Raw genomic sequence first — 18,656 nt, forward strand, 5'->3', positions numbered from 1 at the left:
GCTGCGGCTGCGGCTGCGGCTGCGGCTGCGGCTGCGGCTGCGGCTGCGGCTGCGGCTGCGGCTGCGGCTGCGGCTGCGGCTGCGGCTGCGGCTGCGGCTGCGGCTGCGGCTGCGGCTGCGGCTGCGGCTGCGGAAAACGCCTACCTCCGCGACCTGGTCGCCATATACAGATCATCGGTATATACTTCCCCCATGAACGACGGAGCTTTGCGCGAGCCGACCTTCCTGGTCCTCACCGCGCTTGCCGCCCAGCCGCAGCACGGCTATGGCGTGCTGCGCGATGTCGAGACGATCTCCGGCGGCCAGGTCACGCTGCGGGCCGGCACGTTGTACGCCGCGCTGGATCGGCTTCACGCGGAGGGCTGGGTGGAAGTGGATCGAGAGGAAGTCGTGGACAGCAGGCTGCGCCGCTACTACCGGCTGACCGAACCGGGGGCCGCGCGCCTGGCCGCGGAAGTCCAGCGGCGGCAACGCCACACCACCGCGGCCGAACAGCGGCTGCAGCTCCGCAACGCGGGAGGAATGGCGTGAACGTCCTTGAGCGACGCTACCGGCGACTGCTGGCTTTGTACCCGCGCGCGCATCGATCCGTGCACGGCGAAGAAATGCTGGGAGTACTGCTCGACGGCGCCGGAAACCGAAGCAAGCCAGCGCTAACGGAAACCCTGGACCTTCTGTGGGGCGCGATCCAAGTGCACTGGCGGCACACGCTGAGCGGACACGGCCGCCGAGACGCCCTGGCGATCGTCAGCCTGCTGGCACCGCTGCTCCTGCTGCCCGGAGCCGCGTCGACGGTGCGCGCGGTCCGGACCGTGGCCCGCCTGGACGGTTGGCCGCTGCGGATGTGGCTCAGCGCGCTCGCCGACGTTCCAGTGTGGACGGCGTGGCTCGCCGCCGTAGTGCTCGGCGTGTACGGCTTGCGCCGAGTCTCGGTCGCACTCGCCTGGCTAGCCACCGCAGCCTTGATCACTGTCGCGATTCTCGACCCGGCCCGGCATTGGCTGGCGGAGGTGACCGCGGGGTGGATCCTGCTCAGCGTTTTCGCGGCAGTCGCGATGACTGTGTCTTCGGGCCCACGCCGCGGTTTGGCTCTGCTGGGCCGAAGGCGCCTGACCATCCTCGCCAGCACTGTCGTGGTGTTGCTCGCCCTCACGACAACAGCTCGCGGCATGCACCTTCCTCTCGCCCAGCTCGTGCAGTTGGTGGTGCTCGTGGTCGGCGTCTTCGCTGCCTGCCGGGTTAGCACGCGAAGCGGCCGTCGTGCGGCGTTGATCCTTCTCGCGCCGCTCATCGCGGTACCAGTCGTCGCGCGGGTGCTCGGACAGCTCGATGCCTACGCAGTTCTGCCAGTCGTCATTTACGCAGTACCGATAGCCGTCACACTGGGATTCGCCGTTCTGCTCCACCGGTTCGACCGACATCCCCGCCCGGCCGAATAGCCCGGCAGATCACCGGTCGGGGTCGTGCTCCGCGGCGTAGGACCGGCCCCACGCCGCCATCGCGTTCAGTACCTCCTGCGCGTTTTCCCCGAGTTCCGTCAGGCTGTATTCGACCTTCGGCGGCACCTGCGGGTACACCACGCGGCGCACCAGGCCGTCGGCTTCCAGTTCGCGTAGTTGGCGGGTCAGGACCCGGTCGGTGAGATCTGAGAGCTGGCGCGAGAGTTCACCGAAGCGGAGGACGTCGTGCTCGGCCAGTGCGTGCAGGATGCTCGGCTTCCACGCGCCTCCCAGCACCATCGTCGTGATCTCGGCGGCGCATGACGTTCGCCACTCGCGTACGGCTTTCGCGGTCTGCGGGCGCATCCGGCCTCCTCACTATCCATTCGGTTAGTACTGGACGACGAAGTCCGTACTTGTCGGACAAAGGGGTGTCCGGACAGGATCGTCGCATGGCGTTGACCCGGGTGGAGCCGCGGCGCGGGCTCGTTTTGATTCCGTTGCTGGCCGGAGTGCTCGGCGGAAGTCTCGCCCTTGGCATGGTCAACACCGCGCTGCCGCGGATCGCCGCCGAACTGCAGGTGTCGGCGCCGGCGCGCGCATGGATCGTCGACGTGTACCCGCTCGCGCTGGCGGTCGCGATGGTCGGGGCGGCTCGGGCTGGCGACCGGTACGGGCGGAAACGCGTGCTGTTGCTTGGCGTGAGCGCATTGGCGGTGCTGAACGGAGTGGCTGCGGCGGCCACGAACGCAGCGTTGCTCATTGTGTGCCGCGGGCTGCTCGGGGTCGCCAGCGCGCTGATTCTGGCCGGGGTCGTCGGCACGATCGGGACGCTCTTTTCCGGCCGCAGTCTCGCGTTCGCCAACGGCATGTGGGTCACCGTGCTGGGAGCAGGGAACGCATTGGGACCGGTCGTCGGCGGGTTGCTGACGGAAGGGCCGGGCTGGCGCTGGGTTTTCCTCGCGCTGGTGCCGCTGGCGATGCTCACGATCGCGCTGGCGGTGTGGTTGCTGCCCGAGTCGGTCGGACAGGCGGCTGCCGGATGGGAGATCCCGAGCCTGCTGTGGTCGGCGGCGGCGATTGCCGGGATTGTCTACGGCCTGCAGGAAACTACCGTCTCACCATTGCGCGGGATGTTGTTTACCGCGGCGGGTGTGGTGGCGGGGATTGTGTTCGTGCGCCGACAACTTCGGCTCCGGGAACCGTTGTTGCAAATCCGGCTGTTTCTCCGGCCAGGGTTCGCATCGGCGTTCGCACGGATCGTCGTTTCCGCCGCAACAGCCGCGGCCTGTCTCTACCTCGTCAGCCTCGAACTTCAGCACGCGCAAGGGCGTACGCCCATCGAGGCGGGTTTCGCGTTGGCTCCGCAAGCTGTGGCCACCGCGGTCGGTGGATTGGTCGCGCCGTTCAGCTTGAACTGGCTGCGAAGCCGGACGTCGACGTCCATCGCGCTGGTGCTTCAAGCTGTTGGACTGGCGGCGATTCCGTTGACTCACACGGTGTTTTCTGTCGCGTTGGTGGGGTTCGGATACGGCGCGATCGGCACTTTGGCGACCACTGCGCTGTTCGAGGCCGCGACCGCCGAGCACGCCGGAGCGGCCGGGGCGACTCAGGAGGTGGGTTTCGCCATCGGCGCGGGCGGCGGGGTCGCCGTATTCAGCACGATCGCCAACCTCGGCGGCGGGACGGGGTTCGCTGCGGCCTTGATCGCGGCGGGAGCCGTCACGCTCCTCACCGCGATCCGTTGACCGCCGTTTCCTCCACTGTGGACCCGAGCCGCACCCATTTCGTCGCCCCGAGCGTGCGCAGGAACGGGAGGTCGTGACTGACCACGATGAGTGCGCCGGCGTAAGACTTCAGTGCCTCCGACAGTTGCCGGACGCTCGCCAGGTCCAGATTGTTGGTGGGTTCGTCCAGCAACAGCAGTTGCGGCGCCGGTTCCGCCAGCAGCAACGTCGCCAGCGTCGCCCGGAAACGCTCGCCCCCGGAAAGGCTTCCGGCCGCCTGATCCGCCCGGCTGCCGCGCAACAGGAACCGCGCGAGCTGAGCGCGGATCTCGTTGTCCGACGCGGACGGAGCCGCCCGGGCCACGTTCTGCGCGGCGGACAATGTGTCGTCCAGAAGGTCGAGCCGTTGCGGCAGCCAGCGCACTGGAACCGGGACCTTGACTGTTCCGGATCGCGGCTCGATCGCCCCGGTGATCGTTTGCAGCAACGTGGTTTTGCCGGAACCGTTCGGCCCGACCAGCGCGATGCGTTCCGGTCCGCGCAGCGCCAAGTTCACCGCAAGGCCGTTCCGAAGCTCCACATCGGACAGCGTGAGCACTTCTTTCCCGGACGGTACCGAGGTTTCCGGCAGGTCGATCCGGAGCTCGGCGTCGGCGCGGATCGCGTCTTCCGCCTCCTTCACCCGGTCCTTGGCCTCCGCCACTTTGCCGAGGTGCATCGCGCGGTGTTTGCCCGCGGCGATTTCCGCGTCCTCCTGCCGCTTGCGCATCCGAACCTTGGGCTCACGCTTGTTCTCCCACTGTTTGCGGCCGTACCGGGCGCGCCGGTCCAGTTTCGTCCGCGCCTCGATCAGCTCGCGCTTCTGCCGTTTGAGATCCGACTCCGCAGCACGCATCATGCGCGCAGCCGCCTCCTGCTGGACGGCCACCGCAGCCTCGTAATCCTCCAGATTCCCGCCGTAGAAGGTCACCTCCCCCGAACGCAGTTCGCCGATCCGGTCGACGTGGCGCAGCAACTCTCTGTCGTGAGATACCAGTACCAGCACGCCTTTCCAGGCCTGCGCCGCCTCGCCGACCAGTCGCCGGGCCCGCAGGTCCAGATTGTTGGTCGGTTCGTCGAGCACGAGCACATCCGGCTGCCGAAGGAACTGCGCGGCGAGGCCGAGCAGGATCAGCTCGCCGCCAGACAGCTGTCCCGCGCGTGCGTCGAGGCCGACGTGGTCGAGGCCGAGCTGATCGAGCGTCGCGCGGGTGCGTTCCTCGACATCCCACTGGTCGCCGACGGTCGAGAAATGGCGTTCGTCGGCATCCCCGCGTTCGATCGCCGCGAGCGCGGCCCGGGTCTCGACCACGCCGAGCACCTCGTCCACGCGACGATCTGCCGCGAGGATCAGGTTTTGCGGCAGGTAGCCGAGTTCGCCGGACACGCTGATCGAGCCCGCGGTCGGCCGCAGTTCGCCGGAAATCAGCCGAAACAAGGTGGATTTCCCGGAACCGTTGAGGCCGATCAATCCGGTGCGGCCCTCGCTGATCGCCAGGCTGAACCGGTCGAAGACGACCTCGCCGTCCGGCCAGGCGAAACTGAGGTCTGAACAGACAATGGACGAAGACACAGGCGTAACTCCCCGTTCGCAGTTGGGACAAGAACGTGGAGACACCGCGGCACAGCACGCGTGCTACGGAACGGGGTGCCGGATTTCGGCTGCCGTCATCCGAGGCCAGACGCGCGACGGACGGAAACGCCCGGAGTCGCGGTGTCTTTACACCTCAGAAGATCAAGGTCCCTCTCCGATGAACGGCAGCAGTTGGGGCCAGTCTAAACAGCGAGCGAGCGCTGGTGCGAACGAATTAACGCGACGGGCGTGGTCCAGCCGCAAAACCACGCCCGCCACTGCTCAATTGCCGTGTTTGCCTGGTGCGGCGCTGCCGGTGTACGAGGCGAGACCGGAGATGAGGTCGGCGATGTCCGGCACGTTCTCGAACCGGCTCCGGTGGACCTCGGCGATCTTCTCGCCGATCTCCGGGTCCGGGTCGTCGGTGATGTCGGAGGACATGAACTCGTCCACGAACGGCAGCCCCACCCGGTCCAGTTCGAGGTGCGCCGGGTGGTTCATGTAGTCGGCGTACCCCTCGATGTCCTCGATCACCAGGACGGCGCCGTATTCGTACTTCCCGCCGAAATCAGGGCCGACGACGTGCGCCTTGACCGCCGGAATCGCGGCGAACTGCTCGCGCATTTTCGCGACGACAGCAGCCTTCTCCTGCGGCGTGACGCCGGGCTTGATCGTGAACCGAATGCTGTGGTAGATCATCGAATCTTCCTTTCAGAGAGCCGCGAACGCGGCGGCGTAGTCCAGGGCGAAGTCGGTGAGGTCGCGCGCGGCGTGTCCGGTGAGGTCGGCGACGGAGGTGTGCACCTCGGCGGCCTCGCCGCGGGCGTAGTGGGCGTAGTCCTCGACAAGGCCGTCGATCTGCCACGACGGGAGCAAGCCGGTCAGCGCGGCGGCGAACTGGTCGGCGGGCGCGTCGTGGAAGGCGATGTCCCGTCCGGCGGCGGCCGAGAGCGCGGCGGCGATCTCCGCGTGGGTCACGGCGCGCGGGCCGGTGAGGGTGTAGGTGCGGCCGGAGTGTCCGCTGCTCGTTAGTACGGCAGCGGCGGCAGCTGAGATATCTCTGGTGTCGATGGCGCTGACCGCGGCATCTCCGATGGGAGCGGCGAAGAATCCCTGCGAGATGGTGGCGGAGAAGTTGAGCAACGCCTGCAGGTAGAGGTTGGGGCGGAGCACGGTGTAGTCGAGCCCGAGCTTCTCGACGTGCGCCTCGACCTCGGCGTGCCAGCGCAGGAAGCGCACCGGCGAATCGGCGCGGGCCGCGTACTGGGAGAGCAGCACCAGCCGGTTGACCCCGGCGTCGCGGGCCAGGTTGGCGAACTGGATCTGCAACTCGGCGGCGTCGGGCGCCGACGGGCTGTTGAGGAACACCGCGTCGACCCCCTTCAGTGCTGCGGCGATCGAGGCCGGGTCCCGCAGGTCGGCGACGACGGTCTCGACGCCGTCGATGGCGCGGCCCCGGGTCATGGCGCGGACGGCGCTGCCGCGGGCTTGCAGAGCGGGAATCAGCGCGGAGCCGACGGTGCCGGTCGCGCCGGTGACGAGCACGGTGTCCATTGTGGAATTTCCTTTCCTCGGGTGGCCTGCTACCACCATCGCCCGGACACCCCGCCGCTCGCGTCGGTGACTATCACCTACTTCGCCTACGGCACCTGCCCTAAGGTTCGGACCATGTCCACGACCTCCTCCCGCCCTCTCGTCGGCCGGCACGACGAGATCGAACGCCTCCTCGCGCTGGTCCGTGCGGCGGAGCAGGGCGAGGGCGGGGTGCTCGTCCTCCGCGGCGAGGCGGGCATCGGCAAGAGCGCGCTGCTGGACCACGTCGAGCAGGCGGCTGAGCGATTTCAGCGGATCCGCGCGTCCGGGTCGGAGTTCGAGGGCGAGCTGCCGTTCGCCGCGCTGCACCAGCTGTGCGTTCCCGTGCTGGCGCACCTCGACACGCTCTCGACGCCCTACCGCGACTCCCTCCTGGTCGCCTTCGGGCTGGCCGACGGCGCGCCGGACCCCTTCCGCGTCGGTCTCGCCGCCCTCGAACTGCTGGCCACCGCGGCCGCGGAACGCCCGATGCTGTGCGTGATCGACGACGCGCACTGGCTGGACGCCGCCTCGGCGCGAGCGTTGACGTTCCTGGCCCGGCGCATCTCGGCCGAGCCGATCGCGATGGTGTTCGCCGCCCGCGACCAGGAGCCGCTCCCCGGGCTGGACGAGTTGCCCGGCCTGGCCGTCGGCGGCTTGAGCGATGCGCAGGCCCGGGTCTTGCTGGCCGAGGAGAAGACCGTGACGCTGGACGAGCGGGTGCGCGACCGCCTGCTCGCCGAAGCCCGCGGCAACCCGCTGGCCCTGATCGAGCTGCCGAAAGCAGGCGGTTTCGCGCTGCCGACGCCGTCGCCGATCGCGAGCCGGATCGAGCGGAGTTTCCTCGCCAGAATGGCGGATCTGCCCCCGGACGCCCGGCAACTGCTGGTCTTGGCGAGCGCCGATCCCACCGGTGACCCGGGTCTGCTGTGGGCGGCCGCCCGGCAGCTCGACCTCGACGTGCCCGCCGCGAGCGCCGCGGCGGAGGCGTCCGGGCTGATCCAGTTCGACACCCGGGCGCGCTTCGCCCATCCGCTGGCGCGCTCGGCCGCTTACCGCGCGGCTGAGCCAAAACAGCGGCAGGCAGCGCACCGAGCGCTCGCCGACGTCACCGACCCGGACACCGCTGGCGACCGGCGTGCCTGGCACCGTGCGCAGGCCACCGCCGGGCCGGACGAGGACGTCGCGGCGGAGCTGGAACTGTCAGCGTCCCGCGCGCAAGCCCGCGGTGGCATCGCCGCCGCAGCAGCGTTCCTTGAACGGGCCGCCGCGCTGTCGCTCGACCCCGATAAGCAGGTCGAACGCACGCTGGCCGCCGCGCAAGCGACGCTCGCGGCTGGTCGGACCGACGCGGCGGCAGACTTGCTGACCAGCATCGACACCTCGGTGTTGGACCTCCCGCAGCAGGCCTCCGTCGACCTGCTGCGCGGGCAGATCGCCTTCGTCCAGGGCGCGGACGGAGCCGTCCGAGGTCCGGAAATCATTCTGCAAGCCGCGCAGCAGCTCGCCGACAACGATCCGGAACGGTCGCGCGAGTTCTTGGTGGCGGCGCTGGAGATGGGGCTCGTCGTCGGGAGGGCCGCGGGAGTGCTGGACCGGGTGCTCGCCGCCGCGCCTTCGTCCGGACCGCCGGATCTCCTGACCGCGCTGGTGCGCTTGACCACCGAAGGGCACCGCGCCGGGGTGCCGGCCATCCGGCGGGCCCTGACCGGCGACGACGAGGGCTGGACCCGCACACCCGCCCTGGCCACCGTGCTCGCGGGCGAACTGTGGGATCTCGGCCTGCACCGGACGATCGTCGACTGGCTGACGCGGACCGGACAGTCGACGGGCTCGCCGATGACCGTCCGGCTCGGTCTCTCGCAAGCGGCGGTGTACGCGGTGCTCACCGGGAACTTCGGACAGGCGATGGCCGCGATCGCCGAGGAGGAAGCGATCGCCGACGCTCTCGGCGATCCGCCGCAGCTGTACCCGCGAGTGCATCTGGCGGCGATGCGCGGGCGCAAGCAGGAGGTACTCGACCTGTTCGCCGAGGCCAGCAGCCGGCGCACCGGGCAGCTGACCGCGAACGCCCACTGGGCGACGGCCGTGCTGTACAACGGCCTTGGCGATTATCCGGCCGCTTTCGAAGCCGCCGCGCCTGCCGTCGGGAGCGGCGACCTTTACCTCACCGGCATCGCGCTGCCCGAGCAGATCGAAGCCGCCGTCCGCTGCGGGGAGGACGCCGTCGCCCGGTCTGCGCTGGACGCGCTGGTCGAGCGCACGGAACCCGCTGGCACCGACTTCGCGCTCGGCGTCGCGGCGAGCGCACGGGCGATGGTCAACGACACGGAGGACGACTACCTCGCGGCGCTCTCGTACTTGACGGCCAGTCCGGCAGCCGTGCAGGTCGCGCGGGCGCACCTGCGGTACGGCGAATGGCTGCGCCGCGTCGGCCGCCGTCGTGAGGCGCGCGAGCACCTGCGCATCGCGCATGAGCAGCTGTCGAAGATCGGGCTGGAAGCCTTCACGCGACGGGCCGCCGATGAGCTGCGCGCCACCGGGGAGGTTGCGCGCAGCCGTTCCTCGCATACTTATGACCGATTGACCATGCAGGAGATGCACATCGCGCGCGAGGTCGCTGCCGGGGCGACGTCAAAGGAAGTGGCTACGCGGCTGTTTCTCAGTCCTCGCACGGTGGACGCGCACCTTCGTAATATCTTTCGCAAGCTCGGTGTCACGTCACGGCGGCAGCTCAGAGATATGCCTGACCTCCGTGACGCAGACTAGGCACCTCCGGCCGAGGGAGAACTCCGCGATGCGGCGGCTCGTGCCGCGAGAAGCCCGCCGATTCCCGGAATCAGCGCCAGCAGCCACACGCGATGACGACCGCCCATGACGAGAACAGCAGCGATCACCGTTGCCGTATAAGCCAACCCGTGCACCGGACCGAGCACTCCCGAGATCTTCGGCTGATGCACGGTCACCACATTCCCCAGCATCAGCACCAGCGTCACCAATTCCACCGCGCCGATGATCTCCAGAATCCGCCGCGGGCTCACAATCCGACTCCCGTCGTCGAGCCGGGACGGTAGATCATCAGCACGACCACCGCCGCCCAGAGCAGGTTGAAAATGCCGGTCGTCATTGCCAGCCGAGAGGACCCGACCGGCCGCTGGTCCGAACCGAGCGCATCGACTAGGCGGTTTTGCCCGGGCAGGATGAAAGCGACCAGAATTCCGGCTGCGGCAACAGTCAGGGTCAGCGATACGATCAGCCAGGTGTCCCCCAGCACTCCCATCCGCGCACCGGTCGCGATACCGAAGACCGGAACGAGCACCCCGATCACCGCGTAGACGCGGGTCGTGCGGTGGAGAACCTGTACTGTCGCGGCCTTCTTCGGGTCGTCGGACGCGAGCCGGGCAGCGCTCGGGAACATGCTCGCGGCGACGGCGACCGGGCCGATCGCGAGAATGGCCGCTAATACATGGATAGACAGCAGGAAAGCGTTCACGCGGAGATCCGCTCCCCGGTCACGCTGGTGCGCGGAAGCCGTCCGGCGCGGGACTCCCCGGAAAGGGAGTCGCCGTTGACGATGACGTCGTAGTCGAGGTTGAGGCGCATCGGCCGGGTGATGCGTTGCCGCCAAGTGAACCTGTCTCCGGAGGCTGCGAGGTCGGTGAGGGGCGTGGTTTCGCCACCGCCACTGGCGCTGCCTTGCAGGACGCCCGCCGTTTCTTCGAAAGTATAAGTAGCCCCTATGGCGCCGATCGGGGTTTTCATCCGCAGCAACCAGGTGCCGACAATGGTGTGCACGTATTTCCCTTCAGGATTGCGAGGATTTCCAGGTGACGCCGCGGCGCTCGTATTCGAAAAGCTCCTCGACCGCACGCGCGGTATGTGAGCCAAAATCGCGCTCCAGCACGTAAAGAGCCACATCGAGGCCCGAGGTAACGCCACCACCGCTGATGAAGTCGCCGTCGTCCACGACCCGGGCGCGGACGGCGTTCACTCCGGTGGCGTCGAGCAGGTCGATGCCGAGCACGTGTGTCGTCGCGGTGCGGCCTTCGAGGAGGCCCGCCATCGCCAGCGCGAGCGAACCTCCGCAGACGGTCACGACCGTGCTGTCCGGATTGTCGAACGCGTGACGCATCAGCGCCATCGCGTCCCCCGCCGCGAAGCGCGACAACAGGACCGGGATGGTCTCGACGTCCGCGTCCGGGTCGCCGTCCACCGGACCGGCGGCTCCGGGGACGAGGACGTAACCGGGTGCGTCCGGGTCGAACGCGGCGGTAGCGGTCAGGGTGAGCCCAGAGACGCCGGAGCGCACGACACCGGGGCCGTCCGCGCTCACGAGTTCCACGGCGAGTTTGCCGCCGAGGAAGTCGCTTCCGGCCGACAGCACCTCGAACGGAGCGATGACGTCGAGCGGGTCGAACCCGTCGAAGAGCACGAACTGGGCCCGAAGCATGGGCGGTTCCTTTCGATGGACGCTTTCGTCCATCGAAGGCCCACCGCGATGCTGGACACAATGGCTATCCAGACAGCTTCCACCTGTATTTGGCCACATGAGAGATGCCTTACGCTGCAGGGATGTACACCACTGTGGCGCTCGCACTCCCGGATGCGATCCCGTTCGATCTGGTCACCCCGATCGAGACATTCGGGCGCGTGCGCCTCCCGGACGGCCGCCCGGGCTACCGAACCGTCGTCGCCGGTCCGGAGCGCGAGATCAGCGCTGGCCCGCTGCGGCTCACGGTCGACGACGGCCTGGACGCCCTCCAGCGTGCCGACCTCATCGTGGTGCCCGGCCGGAACGATCCCCGCGCGCCATCACCGCCCACCGTCCTGGAAGCTTTGCGTGCCGCCGCAGACCGCGGTACGCGAATCGCGTCGATTTGCGTCGGGGCATTCACGCTCGCCGAAGCAGGGTTGCTCGACGGCTTGGCCGCGACAACGCATTGGCTCGCCGCCGACGAATTCGCGCGCCAGTACCCGGCCGTCCACATGAATCCAGACGTGCTTTACACCAACAACGGGAAAATCCTCACTTCCGCGGGTGCCGTGGCCGGAATTGATCTCTGCCTGCACATCGTCCAGAACGATTACGGCACCGCCGTCGCGGCCGACGCCGCCCGCCTTGCCGTCGCGCCGTTGCACCGGCCCGGCGGACAGGCGCAATACATCGTCCGCAACCGCGCGCCCAGCCGCGCGACCACACTCGACCAGGTACTGCCGTGGATCGAGGAAAACGCGTACCGGGACCTCGCGCTCGCGGACATCGCCGACGCGGCCGGGCTGAGCGTGCGCACGCTGACCAGGCGATTCAAGGACGAAACCGGGCAAAGCCCCATGCAGTGGGTGGCTGGAGTGCGCCTGCGGCAGGCGCAGGAACTGCTCGAAACCACCGACCACACCGTCGACCGGATCGCCGCGCAGACCGGGTTCCCCACGACCAGCAACTTCCGTTCCCAGTTCGGCCAGGTCGTCGGCGTGACTCCCGGCGCTTACCGGAAAGTGTTCCGGCCGGGAACAAATCGGTCAGGCCATTAGGCCGACTTATCGAATGCGATGCGGGTCTTCTTGCCGAAAAACGGGAACCTTCTCTAGTTTTTGCCGACAGGACGGTGAATCCGAGGGGGTGGCCAGGTGACCGAGCACCCTCTCGTACAGCCGGCGGCCGTCGGCACGCGAGCAGAGCCGGAGTCCGGCGGCGGGCCGTGGCGCCGCGGCCTACGGGCCCTGCTCGGCAATCGCCGGGTCCTGGTGTCGGCGGCGATTCTCGTCGTGATCGTCGTGCTGTGCCTGCTCGCTCCGCTGTACGCCAGCTACATCTCCGGCACCGATCCGTTCGTGGCCAATCCGGTCGGCACCACCGTGCTCGACGACGGGACCGTGGTGCCGCTGCTGCAACCAGCGTCCCAAGGCGTCGGCGTGCTGCCGATCGGGCCGACTGGCCAGGCGCATTTCCTGCTCGGCGCGGACGGAGACGGCCGGGACGTCGCCGCGCGGATCCTGTACGGCGGCCGGAACACCCTCGTGATCGGAGTGCTCGCCGGCCTCGTCGCCTGCGCCGGAGGCCTGGTGGTGGGGCTGATCGCCGGGTACGTCGGCGGCGTCGTCGACGGGGTGCTGTCCAGGATCCTGGACGTCGTATGGGCGTTTCCGGTGCTGATGCTGGCGATCTCGATTTCGGCGATCAGCTTCGCGTCCGGGATCAGCCTCGGTTTCGTCCGGGTCAGTTCCGGCAGTCTCGCGCTGCCAGTCCTGATTATCGGGGTGGTCTATGTGCCTTATGTCGCGCGGCCGGTGCGCGGCGCGGTGCTGTCCGTGCGCGCCGCGGACTACGTCGGCGCGGCGACGTCCTACGGCGCCGGGCACGGCCGGATCATCCGCCGGGAAATCCTGCCGAACGTGCTGTCCCGGGTGATCGTGCTGCTCCCGCTGATGGTGGCGACCGCGATGCTGCTGGAGTCCGGCCTGTCCTTCCTCGGCATCGGCGTGCATCCGCCCGCCGCGAGCTGGGGCACGATCATCGAGGACGGCACGCAACTGCTGCGCAACCGGCCGCTGATGGCGATCGTGCCCGGCGCGCTGCTCGCGCTCACCGTGTGCGTGCTGAACATTCTCGGCGACGCGATCCGGGACGCCTTCGACCCGAAGGCCGAACTGCGGATGCGCGCCCGGTGATCGGCTACGTCGTGCGCCGCGTGTTCTCCGCGGCCGGAGTGCTGATCGCGGTGAGCATCCTGGTGTTCCTGATCTTCTTCAAGACCCCTGGCGTCGACCCGGCGCGGCAGATCGCGGGCAAACAGGCGACCCCGCAGGTGATCGCGCAGATCCGGACCGACTTCGGCCTCGACAAACCGTTGCCGGTGCAGTACTTCGACATGATGAAACGCCTGGTCATCGACCGGGACCTGGTGTCGTACACCGATCGCGGCCCGGTGCTTTCCCGGGTGGCCAAGACGATCCCGGTCACGCTGTCGCTCGTCGGCGGCGCGGCGGTGATCTGGCTGCTGCTCGCGCTCGGCGCGGGCACGCTCGCCGCGGTCTTCCGCGGCCGGGCGGTGGATCCGCTGCTGATGGGCCTCGGCCTGATCGGCATGTCGCTCCCGGTGTACTGGCTAGGCGGCGTGGTTAACATGCTTACCCAGGGCACCTGGCATACCAGTCTGTTCAGCTGGTTGCCGGAACTCGGCTACACGCCGATCAACGTCAACCCGCTGAAGTGGTTCGAGCAGCTGCTGTTCCCGTGGATCACGCTGGCGATCGGCACCGCCGGGCTGTACGCGCGCGTGCTGCGGGCCGATCTGATCGAGGTCGACCGGTCCGAGTTCGTGCTCACCGCGCGGGCGAAAGGACTCTCCGAATCCCGCGTGCTGTTCCGGCACGTGCTGCGGAACTCGCTCATCCCGTTCGTCAGTCTCTTCGGCCTCGACCTCGGGGCCATGCTCGGCGGGGCCGCGGTGCTCACCGAGCAGGTGTTCGGCCTGCCCGGGGTCGGCAACCTCACCTTCCACTCGCTCAGCCGATTCGACCTGCCGGTGCTGATGGCGGTGACGCTGTACGGCGCGTTCACCGTCGTGCTGGTGAACCTCCTGGTCGACCTCGGCTACGCCGCCCTTGACCCGAGGATCCGAGTGCGATGACGACCCTGCCCGCGAAAGTCCTGTCCGCAGAAGGCCTGACCGTGGAATTCCGCACGCGCAGCGGCTTGGTGCGGGTGGTGGACGACGTGTCGTTCGAGCTGCAAGCGGGCGAAACGCTCGGTGTGGTCGGGGAATCCGGCTCCGGGAAGTCGGTCACCATGCTCGCGCTGCTCGGCCTGCTCCGCGACGGCAACGCGGTCGTCAGCGGCCGGGTGCTGTTCGACGGCCAGGATCTCCTCGCCCTGCCCGCGAAGCGCATGCGCGACTACCGGGGCAACCGGATCGCGATGATCTTCCAGGATCCGACGACGTCGCTGAACCCGGTGTACCGGGTGGGATGGCAGATCGCCGAACAGATATGCCAGCACCGCCGGATCGGTATGCGAGCCGCCCGCCGCCGCGCGGTCGAACTGCTCGAGTTGGTCGGCATCCCGAGCCCGGGGACCCGCGCGCGGGACTACCCGCACCAGTTCTCCGGCGGCATGCGGCAGCGGGTGATGATCGCGATGGCGCTGTCCTGCGAACCCGACATCCTGATCGCCGACGAGCCGACCACCGCGCTGGACGTCTCGGTGCAGGCCCAAATCCTGCGCATCATCCGCGACCTGAGTGCCCGCACCGGCACCAGCGTCATCCTGATCACGCACGACCTCGGCGTGCTCGCCGGAATCGCGTCACGGGTGCAGGTGATGTACGCCGGGCGGATCGTCGAGCAGGCACCGACCGCGCAGTTGTTCGCCCGGCCGCGACACCCGTACACCGTCGGGCTGCTCGGCTCGATCCCCCGGCTGGACGTGCCCCGGCCCGCTCGGCTGCCCTCCATCGACGGCCTTCCGCCGCTGGCTGCCGACATCGGGCCGGGCTGTGCGTTCGCGCCGCGCTGTCCTGAAGCGGAGGCGGTATGCGTCCAGCAACGACCGGTTCTGCTGCCTTCGGCTCTGGAGCACTTCGACGCCTGCCTGCTGCGGCACGCGTCGAACCCGGACGAAAAGAGAACCGCCTGATGGCCGAACTCCTCAGCACCACAGACCTCGTCAAGTGGTTCCCAGTACGGAGAAATCGGTTGGGCCGTCCCGGTCGGCTGCGCGCCGTCGACGGGGTCTCGCTGTCCGTGCGGCGCGGCGAAACACTCGGGCTCGTCGGGGAATCCGGCTGCGGCAAATCCACCCTCGGCCGCTGCCTCGTCCGGCTTTACCAGCCGAGCAGCGGGTCGATCACCTTCGACGGCGAAGACATCAGCCGGACCGGCCGGCGCGGGCTGCGTCCGGTCCGCCGGTCAGTGCAGATGATTTTCCAGGACCCGTACGCCAGCCTCAATCCACGCCGCCGGATCGGCGATTCGGTCGCCGAACCGCTGCGCGTGCACCGCCAGCCCGCTAGTCGCTCGGATATCGCCGAACTCCTTGTCCTGACTGGTCTTTCCGCCGAACTCGCCGACCGGTTCCCGCACGAACTGTCCGGTGGGCAACGGCAGCGCGCGGTGATCGCGCGGGCGCTGGCGCTGCAGCCGCGGGTCGTCGTCGCCGACGAACCAGTGTCCGCATTGGACGTTTCAGTGCAGGCCCAAATCCTGAACCTGTTCGACGACCTCAAGGAACGGCTCGGCCTCACCTACGTGTTCATCGCGCACGACCTCGGCGTCGTGCGGCACACCTCCGACCGGGTCGCGGTGATGTATCTCGGCCGGATCGTCGAACAGGCACCGGTCGGTGAGATCTTTGCCGCGCCGCAACATCCTTACACCGCGGCATTGCTGGCATCCGTGCCGATCCCGGATCCGGCGGCGGGCTCGGACTGGCGGGACACCACGCTGGCCGGAGACGTGCCGAGCCCGCTGAACCCGCCGAGCGGCTGCCGGTTCCACCCGCGCTGCCCGCGCGCCACCAGCGTGTGCCGTACGACGGAACCAGTGCTGAACCGTGAACGCCCAGACCACGAAGTCGCCTGCCACCACCCGCTCGAACCGGCTGAGCCGCTGGCCGCTGCCGAACCGAAAGCCGCTCGCGATGACTAGCGCCGAGACCGACCAGTCTGCCCGGCCGACGCTCCCGCAGCTCGCGGCGTTGATCGCGATCTCCGCGACCGGTTCGTTCGCCGGGGCCGCGACCGCGCTCGGCTGCACCCAGTCCGCGGTGAGCCAGCGGGTCGCGAGCCTGGAACGCGGCCTCGGGGTTCTGCTGGTGCACCGGTCCCGGCAGCAGCGCCGGGTGTCGCTCACCGAAGCGGGCGACACCCTGCTCGCCGCCGCGGAACAGCTCGGCGGGATCCTCTCGGTCGCCGTCAGCCAGGTGGAGACGATTCGCAAGGGCCTCAACGCGACCGTCCGGATCGGCTTGTTCACCAGCGCGAGCGAGCGGGTGATCCCGCCGATGATGGCGGCGCTGCGACGGCAGCCGGTCGACTACCGGATCGAATTGGTGGAACTGGATCAGCAAACCGAAGTGTCCCGGCTGGTGCGCAACGGCGACATCGATCTCGCCTTCGTGAAGCTGCCGATCGCCGATCCGGCGCTGCTCACCGCGGAACTCCTCACCGACCCGTTCGTGCTGCTCGTTCCGGCCGGCGCCGCGCCGGTCTCCCCCGACCGCCTCGCCAGGCTGCCGCTGATCGGCCTGCGCGGCCAGCGCGACCCGATGGAAGCCTGGGCGGCGTCCGTGGGCGCGGAGCTGAACTGGGTGCTGGAGATGGAGACCAACCACGCCGTCGAGGCGATGGTCGCCGCGGGACTCGGTTACGGCGCCGTCCCCCGGCTCACCCTCGGCGGCCGAACCCCGAGCGTACGAAGGATTTCGCTCGCGGGCACCGTTCCGGCGCGGACTGTCGGCATCGCCTGGCGGCGCTATCACCCGAGGCTGGCGTTCATTCGCGGGGTCATCGACATCATCCAGCGGGTGTGCGCCCGTTCGGCGGAGATCCTGCCGCCGGTCGACGGCGAGGGGATGGCGCGATGAGACGGACGTCAGCGGTGCTCGCGGCTTTGCTGCTTCTCACCGCGAGCGGATGCGCGGTGGACGACACGCTGGACCTGACGTCGGTCGCGCCCGGCGATCACGGGCACCAGGGCGGGACCGAGGTCATGCTGTCGTCGGGCAACGTCGGCACCGCCGATCCGATGGTCAATTTCTCGACCTCGTCGTGGACGCTCTTCACCGCGACCTACGACGGTCTCACCGCGTTCACCAAGTCCGGCCCGCAAACCGGCCAGCGCGTGGCCCCGGATCTCGTGACCGAAATCCCGAAACCGACGGACGGCGGTCTCAAGTGGACGTTCACGCTGCGGTCCGGGATCCGGTTCAGCGACGGCCGCGAGGTCCAGCCGAAGGACGTCAAGGCGTCCTTCGAGCGGATGTTCAAAGTGCACGGACCGACGACGTCCTCGCAGTTCGACGTCCTCGACGGGGCGAAGGAATGCCTCGACACCCCGGAAACCTGCGATCTGTCGAAAGGCATCGCGATCGACGAGGCTGCTGGCAAGATCACTTTCACCCTGACCGAACCCGATCCCGAATTCACCCAGCAACTCGCCCAGCCGCTGGCGTCGATCCTGCCCGCGGACACCCCGCCCGCCGACGTCGGCTCGGACGTGTCGAAACTGCGTTCGACCGGACCGTACTACTGGGCCAGCTACGATCCGACCGACCGCGTCGTGCTGAAGCGCAATCCGTATTTCCATTCCTGGTCGTCACTCGCCGCACCCGAGGGGTACCCGGACCGGATCGTGCAGAAATTCGGCCTCGAGCCGACCGACCAGGTCACCGCGGTGATCAACGGCCAGGCCGATCTCGCGGTCGACGAGACGCCGCCGGACCGGTTGAACGAGGTCAGCATTGACCATCCGAAGCAATTGCACATCGACCAGCTCGGGCACATCTGGTATTGGGCGCTGAACACGCGGATTCCGCCGTTCGACAATCTCAAGGCCAGGCAGGCGGTCAATTACGCGTTCGACCGCAACTCGGCGGTACTGGAGGCGGGAGGTCCGGGGCTCGCCGTCCCGACCTGCCAGATCCTGGTGCCGAGCCTTCCCGGATACCAGCAGTATTGCCCGTGGACGAGCAACCCCGCCCCGGACGGCCGCGGTCCTTGGCGCGGCCCAGACCTTGCGAAGGCGAAGCGCCTGGTCGCGGAATCCGGTACCGCCGGAGCCGCGGTTTCGGTAGTGCCGGGAAACAACCGGATGCATATCGCGATGGGCGAATACCTGCAGACTTTGTTGACCGATCTGGGGTACCGTGCGACACTGAAACCGATGGACGAAGGATTACAGTTTCCCTTTGTCCAGAATTCCGGAAATCACGTCGAAGCCGCCTTGACCGACTGGTCCCAGGATTATCCGGCGGCCAGCGATTTCCTGAAAGTGCTGACCTCGTGCGCCGCGTTCGTGCCGAATTCGGACGCGAGCCCGAACATCGGCGGCTTCTGCGATCCGGCCGTCGACGCCCGGATGGCCGAGGCCCTGCGGCTGGCCAACACGGACCCGGACGCGGCGAACAGGCTGTGGTCCGAAGTGGACCGCGCGGTCACCGACCAGGCCCCGTGGGTGTCGATGTACGTGCCGAAATGGATTGATTTCACCTCGGCGCGGCTCGGCAATTACCGGTTCAGCGGCCAGTTCGGGTTTTTGCCTGGGGTCGCCTGGCTGCGCTGATCTCCCCGCATTCCCGCCCAGCAAAGG

The 18,656-nt window shown here is 68.5% G+C and carries 20 protein-coding genes; 12 read left to right on the top strand and 8 right to left on the bottom strand.

The features are described from left to right. From D0D37_RS47310 to D0D37_RS06655, 3 genes are all read left to right on the top strand, one after another. Nucleotides 1-196: hypothetical protein (locus tag D0D37_RS47310; protein WP_208719825.1), on the top strand; the 196-nt coding region annotated here is incomplete at its 5' end. Further along, complete coding sequence (locus D0D37_RS06650) at nucleotides 193-531, top strand: PadR family transcriptional regulator (RefSeq protein WP_116199637.1); 339 nt, start codon at nucleotides 193-195, stop codon at nucleotides 529-531. The genes D0D37_RS47310 and D0D37_RS06650, both read left to right, overlap by 4 nt. Next, nucleotides 528-1,439: a hypothetical protein gene (locus D0D37_RS06655; RefSeq protein ID WP_116199638.1), complete on the top strand. Its 912-nt coding sequence runs from the start codon at nucleotides 528-530 to the stop codon at nucleotides 1,437-1,439. Before D0D37_RS06650 ends, D0D37_RS06655 begins: the two co-directional genes overlap by 4 nt. Before the next feature lie 9 nt (nucleotides 1,440-1,448). On the opposite strand, the gene D0D37_RS06660 is transcribed toward D0D37_RS06655, so the two are convergent. After that, nucleotides 1,449-1,805, bottom strand: coding sequence for a winged helix-turn-helix transcriptional regulator (locus D0D37_RS06660; protein ID WP_116199639.1), 357 nt, complete (start codon nucleotides 1,803-1,805; stop codon nucleotides 1,449-1,451). Between the two features lie 86 nt (nucleotides 1,806-1,891). On the opposite strand from D0D37_RS06660, the gene D0D37_RS06665 reads away from it, so the two are divergent. After that, a complete protein-coding gene (locus tag D0D37_RS06665; RefSeq protein ID WP_162834104.1) occupies nucleotides 1,892-3,187 on the top strand; it encodes an MFS transporter in 1,296 nt (431 codons plus the stop codon). On the opposite strand, the gene D0D37_RS06670 is transcribed toward D0D37_RS06665, so the two are convergent. The 3 genes from D0D37_RS06670 to D0D37_RS06680 all read right to left on the bottom strand — a co-directional run bounded on the left by D0D37_RS06670 (nucleotide 3,171) and on the right by D0D37_RS06680 (nucleotide 6,332). Continuing rightward, entirely contained in the window at nucleotides 3,171-4,778 is a 1,608-nt protein-coding gene (locus D0D37_RS06670; RefSeq protein ID WP_116199641.1) for an ABC-F family ATP-binding cassette domain-containing protein, read from the bottom strand. The two genes, D0D37_RS06665 and D0D37_RS06670, sit on opposite strands and share 17 nt — an antisense overlap. Nucleotides 4,779-5,060: 282 nt before the next feature. Beyond that, on the bottom strand, nucleotides 5,061-5,477 hold the full coding sequence (locus D0D37_RS06675) for a Dabb family protein (RefSeq protein ID WP_116199642.1): 417 nt from the start codon (nucleotides 5,475-5,477) through the stop codon (nucleotides 5,061-5,063). A gap of 12 nt (nucleotides 5,478-5,489) precedes the next feature. Then, the gene (locus D0D37_RS06680; protein WP_116199643.1) at nucleotides 5,490-6,332 is read right to left on the bottom strand and encodes an NmrA family NAD(P)-binding protein; all 843 of its coding nucleotides are present in this window, start codon (nucleotides 6,330-6,332) and stop codon (nucleotides 5,490-5,492) included. Nucleotides 6,333-6,446: 114 nt separating this feature from the next. On the opposite strand from D0D37_RS06680, the gene D0D37_RS06685 reads away from it, so the two are divergent. Beyond that, the gene (locus D0D37_RS06685) at nucleotides 6,447-9,119 is read left to right on the top strand and encodes an AAA family ATPase (protein WP_116199770.1); all 2,673 of its coding nucleotides are present in this window, start codon (nucleotides 6,447-6,449) and stop codon (nucleotides 9,117-9,119) included. Here the strand turns inward: D0D37_RS06685 and D0D37_RS06690 are convergent. The 4 genes from D0D37_RS06690 to D0D37_RS06705 are packed head-to-tail and all read right to left on the bottom strand — an operon-like array spanning nucleotide 9,116 to nucleotide 10,800. Beyond that, nucleotides 9,116-9,391: a hypothetical protein gene (locus D0D37_RS06690; protein ID WP_116199644.1), complete on the bottom strand. Its 276-nt coding sequence runs from the start codon at nucleotides 9,389-9,391 to the stop codon at nucleotides 9,116-9,118. The two genes, D0D37_RS06685 and D0D37_RS06690, sit on opposite strands and share 4 nt — an antisense overlap. Then, nucleotides 9,388-9,843 (bottom strand): DUF2269 family protein, encoded by a 456-nt coding sequence (locus D0D37_RS06695; protein WP_116199645.1) that lies wholly within the window; start codon nucleotides 9,841-9,843, stop codon nucleotides 9,388-9,390. The genes D0D37_RS06690 and D0D37_RS06695 overlap by 4 nt, the downstream gene beginning before the upstream one ends. Then, a complete protein-coding gene (locus tag D0D37_RS06700) occupies nucleotides 9,840-10,145 on the bottom strand; it encodes a hypothetical protein (protein WP_116199646.1) in 306 nt (101 codons plus the stop codon). The genes D0D37_RS06695 and D0D37_RS06700 overlap by 4 nt, the downstream gene beginning before the upstream one ends. 10 nt (nucleotides 10,146-10,155) lie before the next feature. Next, nucleotides 10,156-10,800 (bottom strand): DJ-1/PfpI family protein, encoded by a 645-nt coding sequence (locus D0D37_RS06705; RefSeq protein WP_208719826.1) that lies wholly within the window; start codon nucleotides 10,798-10,800, stop codon nucleotides 10,156-10,158. Nucleotides 10,801-10,922: 122 nt separating this feature from the next. Between D0D37_RS06705 and D0D37_RS06710 the strand changes: the two genes are divergently transcribed. The 7 genes from D0D37_RS06710 to D0D37_RS06740 all read left to right on the top strand — a co-directional run bounded on the left by D0D37_RS06710 (nucleotide 10,923) and on the right by D0D37_RS06740 (nucleotide 18,629). After that, nucleotides 10,923-11,882, top strand: coding sequence for a GlxA family transcriptional regulator (locus D0D37_RS06710; protein ID WP_116199648.1), 960 nt, complete (start codon nucleotides 10,923-10,925; stop codon nucleotides 11,880-11,882). A 96-nt stretch (nucleotides 11,883-11,978) separates the two neighbouring features. Continuing rightward, complete coding sequence (locus D0D37_RS06715) at nucleotides 11,979-13,019, top strand: ABC transporter permease (protein ID WP_116199649.1); 1,041 nt, start codon at nucleotides 11,979-11,981, stop codon at nucleotides 13,017-13,019. After that, on the top strand, nucleotides 13,016-13,981 hold the full coding sequence (locus D0D37_RS06720; protein WP_116199650.1) for an ABC transporter permease: 966 nt from the start codon (nucleotides 13,016-13,018) through the stop codon (nucleotides 13,979-13,981). Before D0D37_RS06715 ends, D0D37_RS06720 begins: the two co-directional genes overlap by 4 nt. Further along, nucleotides 13,978-14,985, top strand: coding sequence for an ABC transporter ATP-binding protein (locus tag D0D37_RS06725; RefSeq protein ID WP_116199651.1), 1,008 nt, complete (start codon nucleotides 13,978-13,980; stop codon nucleotides 14,983-14,985). The genes D0D37_RS06720 and D0D37_RS06725 overlap by 4 nt, the downstream gene beginning before the upstream one ends. Next, nucleotides 14,985-15,995, top strand: a complete 1,011-nt coding sequence (locus tag D0D37_RS06730) for an ABC transporter ATP-binding protein (RefSeq protein ID WP_116199652.1) — start codon at nucleotides 14,985-14,987, stop codon at nucleotides 15,993-15,995. Before D0D37_RS06725 ends, D0D37_RS06730 begins: the two co-directional genes overlap by 1 nt. After that, nucleotides 15,988-16,932 (top strand): LysR family transcriptional regulator, encoded by a 945-nt coding sequence (locus tag D0D37_RS06735; protein ID WP_162834105.1) that lies wholly within the window; start codon nucleotides 15,988-15,990, stop codon nucleotides 16,930-16,932. The genes D0D37_RS06730 and D0D37_RS06735 overlap by 8 nt, the downstream gene beginning before the upstream one ends. Further along, complete coding sequence (locus tag D0D37_RS06740) at nucleotides 16,929-18,629, top strand: ABC transporter substrate-binding protein (RefSeq protein WP_116199654.1); 1,701 nt, start codon at nucleotides 16,929-16,931, stop codon at nucleotides 18,627-18,629. The genes D0D37_RS06735 and D0D37_RS06740 overlap by 4 nt, the downstream gene beginning before the upstream one ends. The last annotated feature ends 27 nt before the right edge of the window (nucleotides 18,630-18,656 follow it).

The organism is Amycolatopsis circi (genome assembly GCF_003385235.1).
Classification (GTDB): Bacteria; Actinomycetota; Actinomycetes; order Mycobacteriales; family Pseudonocardiaceae; genus Amycolatopsis; species Amycolatopsis circi.